The sequence below is a fragment of the Bacteroides gallinarum DSM 18171 = JCM 13658 genome, from assembly GCF_000374365.1.
Lineage (GTDB): Bacteria > Bacteroidota > Bacteroidia > Bacteroidales > Bacteroidaceae > Bacteroides > Bacteroides gallinarum.
Window position 1 is genome coordinate 204,318 of sequence record NZ_KB894115.1, and the last position, 15,046, is coordinate 219,363.

Annotated in this window: 19 protein-coding genes; 7 read left to right on the forward strand and 12 right to left on the reverse strand. The window is 51.6% G+C overall.

Features of this window, described 5'->3' with window-relative positions:
• Positions 1–52: 52 nt before the first annotated feature.
• Positions 53–208: a hypothetical protein gene (locus C233_RS0100900; protein WP_008142926.1), complete on the reverse strand. Its 156-nt coding sequence runs from the start codon at positions 206–208 to the stop codon at positions 53–55.
• A 41-nt stretch (positions 209–249) separates the two neighbouring features.
• A complete protein-coding gene (locus C233_RS0100905) occupies positions 250–606 on the reverse strand; it encodes a hypothetical protein (RefSeq protein ID WP_008860783.1) in 357 nt (118 codons plus the stop codon).
• Between the two features lie 437 nt (positions 607–1,043).
• Between C233_RS0100905 and C233_RS0100910 the strand changes: the two genes are divergently transcribed.
• The 3 genes from C233_RS0100910 to C233_RS0100920 are packed head-to-tail and all read left to right on the forward strand — an operon-like array spanning position 1,044 to position 3,345.
• The gene (locus C233_RS0100910; protein WP_240144685.1) at positions 1,044–1,808 is read left to right on the forward strand and encodes a hypothetical protein; all 765 of its coding nucleotides are present in this window, start codon (positions 1,044–1,046) and stop codon (positions 1,806–1,808) included.
• A complete protein-coding gene (locus C233_RS0100915; protein ID WP_004293600.1) occupies positions 1,802–2,584 on the forward strand; it encodes a hypothetical protein in 783 nt (260 codons plus the stop codon). Before C233_RS0100910 ends, C233_RS0100915 begins: the two co-directional genes overlap by 7 nt.
• On the forward strand, positions 2,581–3,345 hold the full coding sequence (locus C233_RS0100920; RefSeq protein ID WP_004293601.1) for a metallophosphoesterase: 765 nt from the start codon (positions 2,581–2,583) through the stop codon (positions 3,343–3,345). Before C233_RS0100915 ends, C233_RS0100920 begins: the two co-directional genes overlap by 4 nt.
• A gap of 84 nt (positions 3,346–3,429) precedes the next feature.
• On the opposite strand, the gene C233_RS0100925 is transcribed toward C233_RS0100920, so the two are convergent.
• The 10 genes from C233_RS0100925 to C233_RS0100970 all read right to left on the reverse strand — a co-directional run bounded on the left by C233_RS0100925 (position 3,430) and on the right by C233_RS0100970 (position 12,302).
• On the reverse strand, positions 3,430–3,921 hold the full coding sequence (locus C233_RS0100925; protein WP_004293602.1) for a DNA N-6-adenine-methyltransferase: 492 nt from the start codon (positions 3,919–3,921) through the stop codon (positions 3,430–3,432).
• A gap of 6 nt (positions 3,922–3,927) precedes the next feature.
• Complete coding sequence (locus C233_RS0100930; protein ID WP_004293603.1) at positions 3,928–4,383, reverse strand: hypothetical protein; 456 nt, start codon at positions 4,381–4,383, stop codon at positions 3,928–3,930.
• Between the two features lie 3 nt (positions 4,384–4,386).
• A complete protein-coding gene (locus tag C233_RS0100935) occupies positions 4,387–5,739 on the reverse strand; it encodes a DUF2586 family protein (protein ID WP_004303973.1) in 1,353 nt (450 codons plus the stop codon).
• Complete coding sequence (locus tag C233_RS0100940) at positions 5,739–6,086, reverse strand: hypothetical protein (protein ID WP_004293605.1); 348 nt, start codon at positions 6,084–6,086, stop codon at positions 5,739–5,741. The genes C233_RS0100935 and C233_RS0100940 overlap by 1 nt, the downstream gene beginning before the upstream one ends.
• 75 nt (positions 6,087–6,161) lie before the next feature.
• Positions 6,162–7,211, reverse strand: coding sequence for a hypothetical protein (locus tag C233_RS0100945; RefSeq protein WP_004293606.1), 1,050 nt, complete (start codon positions 7,209–7,211; stop codon positions 6,162–6,164).
• 126 nt (positions 7,212–7,337) lie between these two features.
• Positions 7,338–8,576 carry a Clp protease ClpP gene (locus C233_RS0100950; protein WP_004293607.1) on the reverse strand — a complete coding sequence of 413 codons (1,239 nt, stop codon included), beginning with the start codon at positions 8,574–8,576 and terminating at the stop codon, positions 7,338–7,340.
• A 283-nt stretch (positions 8,577–8,859) separates the two neighbouring features.
• The gene (locus C233_RS0100955) at positions 8,860–9,564 is read right to left on the reverse strand and encodes a hypothetical protein (protein ID WP_004293608.1); all 705 of its coding nucleotides are present in this window, start codon (positions 9,562–9,564) and stop codon (positions 8,860–8,862) included.
• Positions 9,561–10,139, reverse strand: a complete 579-nt coding sequence (locus C233_RS0100960; RefSeq protein ID WP_008860784.1) for a hypothetical protein — start codon at positions 10,137–10,139, stop codon at positions 9,561–9,563. Before C233_RS0100960 ends, C233_RS0100955 begins: the two co-directional genes overlap by 4 nt.
• Entirely contained in the window at positions 10,120–10,755 is a 636-nt protein-coding gene (locus C233_RS0100965) for a phage minor head protein (protein ID WP_008142943.1), read from the reverse strand. Before C233_RS0100965 ends, C233_RS0100960 begins: the two co-directional genes overlap by 20 nt.
• Positions 10,756–10,979: 224 nt before the next feature.
• The gene (locus C233_RS0100970; RefSeq protein ID WP_008142945.1) at positions 10,980–12,302 is read right to left on the reverse strand and encodes a phage portal protein family protein; all 1,323 of its coding nucleotides are present in this window, start codon (positions 12,300–12,302) and stop codon (positions 10,980–10,982) included.
• 243 nt (positions 12,303–12,545) lie between these two features.
• Between C233_RS0100970 and C233_RS0100975 the strand changes: the two genes are divergently transcribed.
• From C233_RS0100975 to C233_RS0100990, 4 genes are read left to right on the forward strand one after another with little or no spacing between them, the layout of a single operon-like run.
• The gene (locus C233_RS0100975) at positions 12,546–13,043 is read left to right on the forward strand and encodes a hypothetical protein (protein WP_004303968.1); all 498 of its coding nucleotides are present in this window, start codon (positions 12,546–12,548) and stop codon (positions 13,041–13,043) included.
• 10 nt (positions 13,044–13,053) lie between these two features.
• The gene (locus C233_RS0100980) at positions 13,054–13,392 is read left to right on the forward strand and encodes a hypothetical protein (RefSeq protein WP_004303967.1); all 339 of its coding nucleotides are present in this window, start codon (positions 13,054–13,056) and stop codon (positions 13,390–13,392) included.
• Positions 13,379–14,512, forward strand: coding sequence for a phage antirepressor KilAC domain-containing protein (locus C233_RS0100985; RefSeq protein ID WP_004303966.1), 1,134 nt, complete (start codon positions 13,379–13,381; stop codon positions 14,510–14,512). The genes C233_RS0100980 and C233_RS0100985 overlap by 14 nt, the downstream gene beginning before the upstream one ends.
• A 2-nt stretch (positions 14,513–14,514) precedes the next feature.
• Positions 14,515–14,952, forward strand: coding sequence for a hypothetical protein (locus C233_RS0100990; RefSeq protein ID WP_004293615.1), 438 nt, complete (start codon positions 14,515–14,517; stop codon positions 14,950–14,952).
• The last annotated feature ends 94 nt before the right edge of the window (positions 14,953–15,046 follow it).

Below are 15,046 nucleotides of genomic sequence, written 5' to 3' on the forward strand. Positions count from 1 at the left end.
GCGGAGATTATGAAACGAAGGCCGCCGCAAACCGGAAGCTTACGGCGGCAGGTCAAGGAGTCCTCTCCGGCAATGACATCGGAACGGGCATACGGCTGATGAGCATCTGCTCGTGCAGCCACAACGCCTCTTCGGAAAGCATCGCGAACTCCTCGTCGGAAATCGTGTCGAGGTTGACGCCGGGAAAGTAGTGGCGGACATAGATCATCCGCTGGCGGATGCGCTGCTCGTCGGTCACTACCCACCGGCTTATAAGTTTACCAGGACACTCTGGCGGGTGGTGATCAGCTCGGAAAGCTGTCCCATCAGACCGAACAGGAAGAGCGACTCGTCGTCCACGAGTTCCTTATCTCCGTCCACGAAGCAGTCGCGGGCCAACGTGCGCATGGCGATTACCTCGTCCTTTTTGGAAGCGGCCATGAATTTGCTGAACTGCGGAAAGCTCGGTTCGGACATGTAGGCCACATAAATCTCTTTCTCGCCGTTTGCGGTGTCTCCGAAAACGACCATCGGACAAATCTTGCGGAGTTTCTTCTCCTCTTTCAGTTTGAGGGCTTTTTCCTTGATCTTGATCTCCTGTTCCAATGAAAGCATTTTTTCGTCCATATCGAATTTGTTTTGATTCACCGAAAGAGTAGGACAAAGAATCGTGGAAAGGTTGAAGACACGGTTCTTATTCACTTGTAATCCATATGTTATACAAAAAACTTCTTTGCTCCTGATATTCCCAGATCAGTCTTTAAAGGAAATTTCGCTGAATATATTTCATATATTTCTTTGATATATAGTATATAATCGTTAATTTTGCATATTCTCAAACATAAATGATTATGTGCAAAATAGATGATTTTATAGATGTGACAAGCCGGTACATCGCTGAATTGCTTGATTTGAGGGCGGACATCAGGCCGGTCGAAAAGGATGTCTTGCATACATTCCCAGCCAATATTACTGCCGGTTATACATTTTGTACGGCTAACTTGTTGGGGCATGACGTAGTTCTTCTGTATAGTGCAGACAGTTCTGCATATACTCCGGGGCAGATGCGGAAACAAAAAGAACTGGTTGAGCGAAAAGCCCAATGCCCGGTAATATTTGTATTGCGTACAGTGGCGGCCTATAATGTACGGCGTCTTGTCAGACATCGTGTAAATTTCATCATACCGCAAAAGCAAATGTTCATACCGGATTTGTTGATAGATTTGAAACCGCATAAAAATAATATCGGGGGAGGTGAAGAAACGCAGATTCCTGCAATTGCCCAATGCATAATCCTTTATCATCTTGAAGTAAAGTCTCTCGAAGGGAAAGGAACTTATGATATTGCAGATCTTTTCAACGTGTCGTATGCCAATGTAAACCGGGCGGTCAGATGGCTGAAAGATAAAGAAGTTATCGCTTTATCCGGCGGCAAGACAAAGAGTATGATATTTCAGTTCAAAAAGCGTGAATTATGGGACAGGATGTTGCCGTTCCTGGCGAACCCCATCGAGCGGATTGTATATACCGATAGTCTGCCTGATGAAGTATTTTGTATTAGTGGAGTAAATGCCTTGTCGGAATATTCAATGCTGAACAAGGAAAAAAATGACACTTATGCCATTGCAAAAGAAGAAGCTCGACGGTTGCAAATCCGGACAGACAAGGAATATGGCGAGACCCGCATAGAGATATGGCGTTACAATCCATGTTTTTTCTCAAAAAACGGCATTGTAGACAAATTGTCTTTATTTCTGGCCATGAAGGATATGGATGATGAACGCATTCAAATAGAATTGGAAACTATGATAAATAATATGATATGGTAAGAGGAATTGATAAATTCAGGGAGTTTTTCACCGGATATGAAGGAAACTATGTCATCATAGGTGGTACTGCCTGTGAAATGCATGAAGAAATATATGCACAAACTCCAAGGGCGACCAAGGACATAGACATTATACTGATTGTGGAGGCGCTGTCTTCGGATTTTGCTGCAAAATTCTGGGAGTTTGTAAAAACCGCAGGGTACAGACAAAGGAATAAGGGAACCGGGAACGGGGAATGCAGGCATGAATATTACAGGTTCAAGGAACCGGGAAATCCGGATTTCCCGTATCAGATAGAACTCTTTTCACGAAATATCGGGGTTGTCAAATTCCCGGACGATGCCCACATTACCCCCATTCCGGTTGATGATGACCTGTCAAGTCTGTCAGCCATTTTGATGGATGATGACTATTATAATTATACCATTGAACACAGCACGTTGGAGGAGGGCGTACATATTGCGAACATTGAAAGTCTTATCTGTCTGAAATGCAGGGCCTATTTAGAAATGACCGAGCGGAAAAGCAATGGAGAACAAGTGGACAGCAAACATATCGTCAAGCACAAGAAAGATGTATTCCGGCTGGTTGCCATGCTTGCTCCTGCCGACACCTACGAAGTTCCTGATTCGCTTAAACAAGATGTTGACAGGTTTTGCCTGGCTGTCAAAGAAGAAGTGCCAAACTCTGATTTTTTCAAATCGGCAGGACTTAAAAGCATTTCCGGAGAACAGTTATTGGAACAACTTGAAGCCAATTTCATAACACAACAATGAGAATCCAATACGCATCCGACCTGCATCTCGAGTTTCGGGAGAACAGCAGTTTTTTGAAGCACAACCCGCTGGCTGTTGCCGGAGAAGTGCTTGTCCTTGCCGGAGATATAGGATATATCGGAGATGAGAACTACTCCAGACATCCGTTCTGGGACTGGGCTTCCGGAAATTACAGCCGGGTCATCGTGGTTCCCGGAAACCACGAGTTTTACAAGATGTTCGACATAGACAAGCTGTATAACGGCTGGTCGCTCAAAATCAGGGAAAACATCACCTGCCACTATAATGCCGTTATCCCATTGGGTAACGATATAGAATTGATCGCTACCACACTGTGGTCACATATCCTGTTGCAGGATGCCTATGAAACTGAGGCAGCCATCACAGATTTCCGCAGGATGCGTTACGGCAGCGAACCGCTGGACTGGACAAGGTTCAATGACGAACATTCGCGCTGTTTCCGTTTTCTGGAACAGAGCGTAAAACAAAGTACTGCCAGACATCTCATTGTCGCCACTCATCATGTACCGTCATTCGAACTGATGGCGCCGGAGTTCAAGGGCAGTCCGCTCAATGGGGCATTTACCGTGGAGCTTGGCGGTTTCATTGCAGACAGCCCGATTGAATACTGGATATATGGCCACTCGCACCGCAATATCAATAAGGTCATCGGAAACACCCGGTGCATATGCAACCAGTTGGGCTATGTGTTCAGTAACGAGCATACGTCATTCGATAAGGAAGCGCATATTTCGATTTAAGTCTGCCATACATAAATCCCGTCTGTCAGCCAAGGTCAATATCCGGCAAACAGACGGGTTATTATGTAACAAATTTATGGTTGACTATTGAAGTCGTGGCTTCACCAACTTCCCGTCGATACCGCATGTTTCCAGAACCGCGGTATTTTCTTTGTTGAAGGCGATCAGGCATGACGGCGCTCCGGCCGTACCACCCTGTTCCCCCGTAACATGGTAAAAACTGAGCCGTCCCTTGATAAAGAGTATTGAATCGGCGTTTGGGAATATCAGTTCGTGGAACAGGCGCGTGTCCGTGCGGGCAAAAGTGAGCGCGACGGCATTCCTGTGTTCGACACACCTGCGGATAAACCGGACAATCAGTGCAGTGTCATAGGGAGGATTGCAGAACACACGTCCGAACCAGGGTTGTTGCAGGCCGTCATCCTCAATGGTATAGTGATGTCGCGCCGTATCCCATGGGCGGTTTACGGGCGAACACGGATCCAAATCGAACGGCCCCAGCCTCCGAAGCAGGCAGGGAGGCGTGAGCCATTCGTTCTTTCCGGTAGAAGATTTCCCCTCGAAAGTTACATCCATGACAGCTTAGATTGTATCACCCGAGCCGATTTGGATATCGAACGGGTTGAGATCGAATTCATGGGTGATATTGGTATCATCCTGCTGTGACTCGAGACAATCCTCCGTGAAGATGCAACCTTTGAGCGTTACGGTCGTCGTTGTCCAGTCCTCGCCGGCCATCGGGTTGGCAAAGCTGATAATCAGGTCGAACTCGCCGATTTCGAGCAGCGAGCCGTACACCGAACGCAACAGCTGTTGCGTGGCATAGTCCATCGTGATGCTCGCCGTATAGGTAATGTTCCCGAACCCCCTCGACACCGGCCGTCCTCCCATGCCGTAGTTACTTTCGACCTTGCGCTTCTTCGACCATTTGATGGCCGACACGCCTTCAAGGGTCGTGGAACCTTCATCGATTCCCAGGGCGGTCGATGACAGGGTTATCATCGACCACGAGTATGCTACATTGTTGATTATTGCCATATGCTATGTCTTATTTGCGGTTAATGACAGTCCTTCCTCTACATAAATCTTCACGGCCACGCCCACCGGGACAAGGACATAGGAGATGCGCAGCGTGTCGTCCACCAACACGTTCTGGTTCGGGTCGATAGTGACGGCGTATCCTGAAATTTCCTGCGCCGCCTGCATCTTGGCCAGTATATCCCCGATGAGTGTCTTGAAAGCTGTAATCTTCGACGGGGCGAGGAACCCGGTTGAAGGATTGACCATCAGCGGTGAGTTCACATACGGCAGCAGGGCTGCACGCACGGCACGGCGGCTCTTGTTGATGGTGCGGTTCCGGGCAATGGTACGGAAATCCCCATGTGAGCATGTCTGGTCTTTCGAGATGTAGATCCCGTTCTCGCGGCCGGCATACTTGATGGGAAAAATATACCCCTTATCGTCGAGTTCGTCCAGCAGTGACGGGGAGAGTGACTCGTACCGGTTCAGGCTGAGGAAGTTCTCCTCTGCCTCGTCGAGGTTGATGTCCCCGAACCCCAACTCTATTTCCTGGAAATCGTCCGCGAAGAGATTGAACTGCTTGACCCATGCGATGGATTCGTGCACGTTGGCCTTTGCTATGGCTCCCATAACCGCTCCCAAAAATCCCACGGGCGTATGGTTCCTGTTGCACATCTGCATCGTGGAGATCTTTTCGTGATGCGCCTGGCCGAATATACAGCTGATACGGCTTGATTCACAGATGCATGAAGGTATTTTATTCAGGTCAATCTGACGCCCCTCAGTCGTATCCGCCCCCGTATTGGAAGGATTGGCGGAAAGGATGAGCGAGAGCGGCTGGTTCTGCTCCGCAAGCCCCACGGCCACGTCGTTGAGCCCCTTTACCAGATTGAGGTTGTATTGTTCCGATGCGCCGTTCGCTTTCCACAGCGGCTGTTCCGTCCATATGCCTATCTGGTTGATCATACCCCCGGCAGCACGCTGCATGATTTCCAGCGCATCCCAGTTCGCCGAACAGTCCGCGAACATCACGTAGAGTTTTCCTGAACCGCCCGGATTGCCGGACATGCGGAAAAATTCACGGATATGGTATGCCGGGATGCCGTGCAGGAAATTGACATTCATCTCCTCCTCGTCGGTTGCCTCCACACGTTCGATGATACCGAAGTCGTTCACGGCGGACTTGAACGAGGTGATGTAGCAGACATCGCCAGGCTTGAGCCTGGTCTCATTGGTTTTACCATACCCCTCCGTGAAAAGCGTCGGCTGGAGGGACACGTCGAACAGCAGTCCCGTCACCTTCTCGCCCGACGAGCCGGTATCGTAAGGAATATTGCCGTCCACATCCTTGATAAATACATTACCGAGTGCCATTATGATTTCTTTTTAAGTTCGTTGTAGAAAGGATTCCTGTAGAGTACGGCCTTGCCCCTGATGGCGGCCGCCGTGTCCGGCGCATAGGTTCCTCCGTGCGTGTCGATGTACAGCGACGGATATGCCGGGAACTTTTTCAACAGGGACAGGATGTGAGGCTCTGTCGTCTCCTCCGACCCTGCATTCCCTTTCCCCGCGGTCTTGGCCGGCAGCCTGTCTTCAGTCTCGCCGCCTGTCCCGAGGTTTTCCGATGCCGTTTCCGGAACGGGCACCGCCTGAGCCTCCGGTGCAGGAATATTATTGTTGTCTGTCTGCGGAGTTTCCTCCGTGTTGATTTTCTTTGCCATAACAGTAGAATGAAAATGGGGAACGGGGCCTTGCCTCCGCTCCCCGGGTGGATATTGAGAATGAAGAAAGGTGTGTTATTCGCTCTTCTTGTAGGCGGTATGGACCACGATCTCCGCCGGGCGGACGATGTTCACGTCCATTTTCATGCGCATCTGGAAAAAGAACAGCTCGGAGTTGGCCTGCAGACGGTCGATTTTCAGGATGTCCGTGTCGTTCGCGTAATCCACCCCCATCCACAGGTTGGAGTCCATGCCGGTGGAGAACTCGCCGAGCACCATCGTGTGTTCGGGGATTCCCACGACCGGGACGATGCGCTTGCCCTTGAAGCGATAGCGGTTGACCTCGGTATTCTCGGAATACTTGACCTGCTTGTCCGAGATATATTGGTCATACGCGTCCCAGGCGTCCCATCCGACCACAAAGGTCAGAGATGTCTTCTTTCGGATCTGCTTCGGACATTTCCTCCACATCGCATAGAGCGCCGCCTCCACCGCGGCCCCGTCCGTCAGCTCGGTCGTTCCCGAAATGATGCACTGCCCTCCGGCAACCACCTCGGCATCGGAGGAGTTCACATTGTCGAGGATCCGTTTGATGACCCCGTCAAAATATTTCTCCTTGTTGGCTCCGATTTTCGTGCAGCCTTCCGGTGCGGTAATCTTGGCCACCGTCTCTCCTCCGCGGGCGGAAGTCCAGATGGCGTTTCCGATATACTCGTTTTTCTTGTCCATAAGGAGACGGAGCATCGTCGCCTGGATTTTCGGGTCGAGCTCGCGGAACACGAGATTGCCTTCCGGCTGCGCGAAACGCCAGTACTTCTCGTAGTCCCTCGGGTTAAACTCGAGATAGACCATAAAATCGGACGGCTCAAGATGGCGTTCGGTGAACTGGTACTCGTTCGTGCCGTCATCGCCCTTGGCTCCGTGGATGGGTTGTGGGGTCGGCACGTTGTCCTGGATAATGTTGCCCAGCTTGATGGCAGGAAGCGTATAGCGGTGCTGGATGCCCGTCTTGATATGAATCAGTCCCTCGCGGACTGTATCATTGCCCTGCACGGTATAGGTCAGCAAGTCCTCAAGTACTTCGCCGCTATACCCGTTTTGAAGAAAGTTTACTGTATCAGCCATTGTCGTTTTAAGTTTTCCGTTGAAGAATGAAACTCGGCCGACTGGCGGATACCTGCTGTTTCCGCGCGAGACACTGCGGTCTCCGGCATGTCAGTTAAAATCGGGCGGACGCCCGCGGATAGTCTGTCAGAGCTTTCGGAACTTGAAATCCGCACCGACCACTTCCGCCACCTTCTCGGCCATCAGCTGTTCGGCGGTCTTTGTCGCTTCCGCCGTGGCCTGGATGTTGGCAGGGTCATCGGCGATTTCCTTCGAGATTTTCTCCCGCGCGGGAATGGAAGCCAGCGTGCTTTCCGCCAACTCGAAGTTGGAACCGGCCATCTCCACCCACTGCGTTTTCGCCTCACGGTCAATCTTGCCTTCTGCAATGGCATTCTCCACCAATGTCTCGATACGGGAAGCCTGCTCGTCCTTCTCTTTCTGCTCGTAGGCGGAAAGGCGTGCCGTCGCTGCGGCCAGGTCTGTCTGCAAGTTCCGGATGGAGGCGTCTTTTCCGGCGATGACGGTCTGCGCGTCGCTCAGTGATTTCTGTATTTCTCTGTATTTGGGTTCCATCGCGGCCAGTTCAGAGATACGTGCCATCACGTCCTTGACCTCACCGTCCTTCATGCCCAGCGAGGCTGCAATCGCCCCGTACTCAAAGCCTTGTGTCTTGTTTTCGTTTGCCATATCGTTTTCCGTTTCTGTAAGAGTAGGTTCAATGCCTTTGAAAGGTTTATTTCCCGCGCTGACACGGCTCATCAGTTCCTGGATGGCGGCCGTATCGGTCAATCCTTCTATCTCGTCATGCACTTTACGGCAAAGCTGCTTCGAGGTATGGATGACATGCTCCGCAGGTATGATGCCGGCCTTGACGGCAGCCTGTGCGTCGAAATAGGTCCCGTCCTTTCCTGCCTGTCCGTCCATGATGGCCCGCACATGCTCCGCTTTCAGGCCGAACCGTTTCCGGTAAATCGTCTCGATCTGTTTGGTAAAAGCCGTTACCATGTCCGACGGTTCCCCTCCGTCATCGTCCGGCAACATCGGGTTATGAATCATCAGTATGGCATAATCACGCATGAGAGAACGCTTGCCCGCCGCCCAGATGATGGAGGCCATCGATGCCGCGACCCCTTCGATGATACATTCCGTATCCACCGTGGCATTGGCGATGGTGGAATAGGTGGACATGCCGTAAAGGACACTGCCGCCCTCCGAGTTGATCAACACGCGGATACAGGAGGGACGGATGATATTTTCCAAAAAGTCGAACTCGTCATTGAAACGTGAGGTCGTCTCTTCCGTCACGCGACCGAAGAAACGGATAACAGCCGGCTGGCCTGCCTTCGCCTCTCCGACGACATATTGAAGTGTGTTCATATCCATATGCAAGGGTTATTTGAACAAGAGTAGGCGGTGGAAAAAGAAAAGGTTTTGCACTGCTATTTATGGAAGTGGAAATATGAGAATCCATCCATTTATGGAAATGCGATTATCTTTACAGTATAATAGATTGTTCAAATTACAGACCGGTTGCAACTATTTGTATCAAGACCGGCATGCTGAACATTCTAAATTCAGCAAGTACAGAAAATGTATCATGAGTCTTGTATTATCTGCTGATTCATGTCTGTTTATACGCAGTGCGGATAAATCTCCTGCATGGATTTCAATTTTCCGATCCAGTATCCGAAAAACCAGATACTTCGTCATGTTCCGGACGCGGATGGAAGCCGTGTCCGCCGCTGTCATGTTGCGGCGCATCGCTGTGTTGGGTGAACGGGGGCATGACCACATACCTTTTTACCCAGTCCCTGTATTTCCACGCGGAAGATTCCCTGAACCATACCTCGTAGTCTATCCAGTACGCCTGCAACATATTGGTTGAAAGCGGCATGTCGAAATAGGTCAGGTTGCACCGCTCGCTCAGCGCCGGCTCATGGTTCTTGGCATCCTGTATGGCTACATTGAGCCGCTGGAAGACCAGAAACGCCTCGCATTCCTTGTCTTCGTCCGCATTGTTGAGCGTATTCAGGATAAACCGCACGCGCATGGTGGCGCGTCCCTCACCGATACGCTGTTGCTGTACCAGGTACCTCACGTTGATAAAGTGGATGAACACGGCAGGGAACACAGTCTCATACTCCGTGTTATCGTCACGGACAATGCGGGCGAACTGGCCGTTGTCGATAGCGACGGTTTTGAACAGGGGCGGCGACAACGGGTCGTCCGGATTCTCCCGCAGGGTCAGGACAGCCCGCTTAACGGCCCGGTATATCTCCACGAAAGGGTTCGCGGAAACTTCTTCAGGCAGGCTCTCCGCCGGTGCCGACGGTTGTGCGGGCTGTGGTGCTGGGTGTTTGTCTTTTATCATAACGGCTGGTGTGGAAATCCTTTAAAAATCATATCTATGAAATGGGCGGCGATATAGTCGTCCGTCTTCGGTGAGAATCCGATGAACTGCCGGTGTACGGGACGGCGCGTGGAATACTGGTTTACCGTGTACAGCCCGAACTTCGGATCGGTATTGTGTATGGCGGCATAATGCCCGTAACGCTCCTTGCTGCGTCCCCGCTTGCCCTTGACTGGAAAGCTCTTTTCCGTAGTCCACATGCAATACCTGGCGCCTTTCCGGAAGATGCGCGTACGGTCCGAACGCCGTCCCACTATGTCTGTCCGGCCGGCTTCCGACTGTATGCTCCGGGCCAGAGTCCCCGTATCGTTCATGAGAGGATGGGTGAACCTCTTTCCCCATTTGGAGGTACGAGGCGCCCATTTGCTACCGTTGAATCCCCCCGAAGCGAATGAGGACACGAACTGCTGCCTGGTATAGTCACCGGCAGCAGTTGCGAAGTCGAATACGTTGAACTCCAGCCGGCTGGCCATGACGCGCGTACTGGTCCTGCTTACCCAGTGGCTGCAAAACTCATCAAGCGTTATCTTGGGCATAGGCGAACTTTCCTTTAATGCGTTTCACAATATCATTCATGTAACCCGGAAGCGGGACGGAGAAATAGCGGTGCGCATCGGAAAAGATACGCCCGCCGGTTGCCAGGCTCTCCCGGAAGACCGGATCCACCTTTTCCAGATAGTCTCCCTTATCCGGCAAAGCCGCCCGGACAGCGGCGAACCCCTCCGCGACCAGAAAGCAGCGGCATCCCCATTCGATCGGCGGTATCAGCTCCGGAGGAAACTCGGATTTGCGGAAGGAAATCCCTTCCAATGAAAGATGCCAGGCACGTACCCGTTCATCGCCTTGTGTCATGTAGGTAAGCACGGTATCCATATCCACCGCCATCCACCATGCGGCCATCGAGGCCGCGAAGAATACCTGGTTGTTCTCTTCCTCCGCATGGACGAGGTTATACCTGCGGCATATCTTTTCGTATGCTTCCATGTCCTGTTCATCCGCTGTCTCGGGCAGTTCCCCGAGCATGGCATACTCCTCTGCCGCGGCAAAATCCACCAGGTTGTCTATAGCTGCAATCAGGATGTCACGCTGCTGCCGTTCCCTCTCTGTTGTAAAGGAGTTGTGATTTTTCAGTATCTCCAATGCCCGGTCCATATCGATTCGCAGACCTGTCAGCGCACGGTCTATGAGGAAAGAGGCACGCAGGGTGATGATGTCCTCTATAATGTCGAGACGTTCCGCGCTGTTCTCCCAATAGAGGATCAGCCTGCGGAATGCATCGAAAATGACACGATACTCCTTTTCCGTATCGGATTCCGTGGTTGCAGATGCCCTGACAGCCCTGAACGGAGCGTTGTCCGGGAGCGGAAGACGGGCTTCTATTCCGCTCCCCGCAGAAAATTTCCGACCTTCGCCCCCCGGGGGCGTCCGTAACGCCGGAAATACTCCTCGTCCGACATGATGCCCCGGTCGTTGTGGCTGAGACCGGATGAGCCGCCTTCGGCTCCGAAACCTAATCCCGGGATAACATTGAGCTGCCGGCCCACATTGATACCGAACTCTTTCTCGATCTCATCGGCCGCCACTTCATATTTGTCCGTGATCAGCGAATAGAGCTTGATGCGGTCCTCGTTGCTCATCTCTATCCGGTTCGAATACCGGAACTCCAATCCTCCGGGGATATACCCGATAGCCACCAGGCGGGGGATTATCTCCTCGTTCATGACGTTTTCGATATACCGACGGTAGACTTCGATACGGTCGCGGAAAATGTCCTGGTGTGCTTTCGTGGAACCCACGTACGACTGCATCCCTCCGGCCATCGACTCGGAGCCGAGCACGAGGTTGGCAACTTCCTTGTTCACAAACTCGATAAGCCCGGTATATATCTTTTCCGAGTTGGACATGGTGAATGTCTTGATATCGACCTCGTCCTCAATGCCGGTAACCACCACCTTGTTCTGTGCCGCGTTGGCTATCTCGTTAGCCAGCCTCTTGCGGTCGGCGTTGCTCTCGCTGACCGTCTTTCCGTGGATAATCGGCTGTCCGTAAGTATGGGAAAAGTTCACATAGTTGGCCACCGTGAATTTCTTGGCCAGTATCAAAGGGGTCGTGGCGGAAAAAAGTCCCAAGTCGCCGGAGTTTACCAGTACATAACAACGGTAATATGCCGGGTCATGTAAATCCCAATGCGGCTCCCACAGTCCCTGCCGCTTCAGTACCGTTTTCTGGTCCGGCAACACATTACGCCGTTCGATGATGTTGACTTCCGCCAGCCTGCCCGTTCTGGGGTCAGTATGCGGCATGATTTCAAGCAGGGTGTACCCGTAGAGCTTGGATTCCACTATGCCCTTGATTATCTTGTCGAACTGCGAACCCTGTATCTTCAGGGAGTTCGCCACGTCCTTGATGTATTTTCCCTTTTCGTTTACACGGGCAAGCATATAGCGGTCGCCGAGAATCTGGCTTTCCAGTGTCTCGACAACGGAACGTATATGAGCGTCCTGTTGCAGGCAGGCTTCATACAGGTCAATGAGCCGGGCGCGGTCATCGAGAATATATCCCGAGCCGGTATCCTGACGGCATGAACGGTAGCGGTTGTTGCGCTCGATTTCGCGGACATACTCCTGAATTGTCTTTTTGGAGGTCTTAAAAATACTCTCCAAGAGTTCCCCGTTAAATGATTTGTCCGATGTAGCCATAATTTTTTTGTTTCTTGTTCAAAGAGTAGAGACAATCCTCAAGAGAGGTTTTTACGGCTAAAAGAATATATGGAGAACGGGACTCTTAATGCTTGATTTACAAACCGAAATATACAACTTAAATATATAGATATTTCGGTTTTATTTATGTTGTAAATATCTTATTATCAGTGATTAACAATTTATTAAAAGTGTAATTTATGTATATATTTATAGTGTATTTCATATTAAAAAGATATATCTTTGCACCACGTTAGATACAAATCCAAGAACAATGAAAAAGAGAACATGAAAGAAGAAAAGATTCCCTGCCGGATAATCCGGTACAGGGAGTTCCCCGATCTGCTTTTCGGAACGTTACGGGAAGACGGACCGGTCTATTTCGACGCGACACGCTTCATCCAGGCCAAAGGAGATGCACGCCGGCATAATGTCCGTGATTTCCGTGTCGCTTTCCATCACTGGGCAACGGCGTTGGCAGACGCCTACGGAATAGACAGGGAAAAGATGATCATCCGTGACGAGGCGTCGGGACACCTGTTAATTGATGAATGTCTGGCTCTATTATTTGTCGTTTACATCGATCCCGCGTTCGGTGTCTACCTTCTGGAGCGCGTGGACGAACTGCTGTCCGGTGGATTTACGGTTTCAGACACTTGGCTGGTACAGGCTGCCGGTCTTAGATTTACAAAGGAGGAATTAACGCAAATTTTAGAACAACATGAGACGCAGCACATTTAAACGACCCAAGATGGTGCTCATCTTCAACGGGGCACAGGTTCTTGTAGCGGTCACGCGCTCGCTGCACAGCGCGGCGGAATTGACAAAAGGCAACTTGCAGGCTATCTCATTCTGTTGCACGGGCAAGTATGTATGCAGCGGCGGACTCTATTTCAGGCATCTGCATCCGGATGTGGAAATCGAGCTGGCCGACCTCGGCACACTGATGCTGAAAGATTATGACGCCCTTTGCGGCGAGAAACGCACGTACTATCCGGTGCGCAAGATGGCACATAAGAGAGCCTTGCTTGAAAACAAACGTAAGTCTGATAACCAAAAGAAAGGAGGAAATACCTATGAGGGAAAATAGGAATGTTCCGTTCCGGGACTGGAACATAAGGGTTTCCCGGAACCATAACGGCCAGCTCCATATCTGCGCCGTGGATATATGCGATATACTCAAGCGGGACGAACTGCTTGAAAACGGCGCCATCGCCCGTGTTTGCCCGACGGCATTGAAAATCAGTTTCCGGAAAAACGGCAGGGAACAGTGGGGTTTCCGTCCCATCGATATGCGCCGGCTTTTACAACTGGTACGCAAGGAGACTATTATACCCCGTGACCTGCTTGATGAATTGGAAGTGTGGGGCAACAAGCTTCTGGAACTGGAAGCCGGGGAGCTGCACGCCGTCCCGCAGGACGACATCGTCATGCACTTCGAGGAAGGGTTCCCCGTCACGTTCCGGCGTGTCGGCGACAAGCTGATGGTCAACGCCACGCAGATCACGATGCACTTCGGGAAAATCCCGTCTGAATGGCTACGCATCGCTTCCACGGATATGCTCCGCAGGGAAATGGCCGGCAACGGACATACCGGGAAATACGAGTCGCAAGTCTTCACCACACGGGGGCGGGGGCACGGTGCGACCTGGTTGGAATCACCGCTTGTCATACCGTTGGCCAGATGGATCGCCCCTGACCTGTCTTTGGCGGAATGGTTGGGCGAGGCTATCGGCAAACTCTCCGTGAAACGAGGGAAGACAATCGTACGCGAACGCCCCAGGGTGGCGGCACCCGGTCTGCCCTGTATGGATTGTCCCATGCCGCAGGATATGGAATCGGCGACGAGACTGATTCTGGAACTGCGGAAGGTGGTGAGTGAATCCCTGCCGAAAATCGTATTCTACGAGGAGTTTATCGAGAACAGGGACTGGTTCAAGAGCACGCGCATCGCTGACGAACTCGGCATATCGCCGCGACAGTTGCACCAGTTCCTTGCCGAAGAGGGCATCTGCAAGTACGAGAAGCGGCAATGGGTGGTCTTTCCTTCCTGCCGGGCCTGGCAATGCGATGTGCCTTACACGTGGGAGAACAGCCGGGGCAAGGTATATACTTTCGGATCCACCAAACGATGGACACAGGCCGGACGGGAGTGTATCATAGAACTGTGGCGCAAGAGGAACCCTGAATACTGCCCACCGGGTGCATAGCGATGGAAACGGCATTACAGCGGATCATCCGCAAGACAGGAAGACGGCCGGTAGAGTGCCGTTGCCGTCTGTGCAGGCAGCAATGCCGGATACCGTGCCTCGGTACGCCGGAAGACATCCTCCGGTTGCTGAAAGCCGGATACAGGGAGCGTCTTGCACCCACTCGGTGGGCGGTAGGCCTGCTGTTAGGAAAAATCCCGTATATCGTGCCGATGGTACAGGCGAAACAGGAAGCAGGCGGGTGCACATTCTTTCAGGACGGACTGTGTGAACTGCATGCGGCAGGGCTCAAGCCCACTGAAGGCAGGTTGTCGCACCATACCATCACCATGGAGAACCTGAAGTTCGGAATGTCGCTCTCGTGGAACGTGGCCAAAGAATGGCTGGACGAGCGGAACTTCGACACGATACGGGAGATTGTCCGGATAATGGGAAAATAGATGAGGGACGGTTTCATGAATGAAGTGTCAGTATAACCGGTTGATTCCTCCTTTGCCGATTTCATGGAACCGCCTCTTATTAATTCATACCATT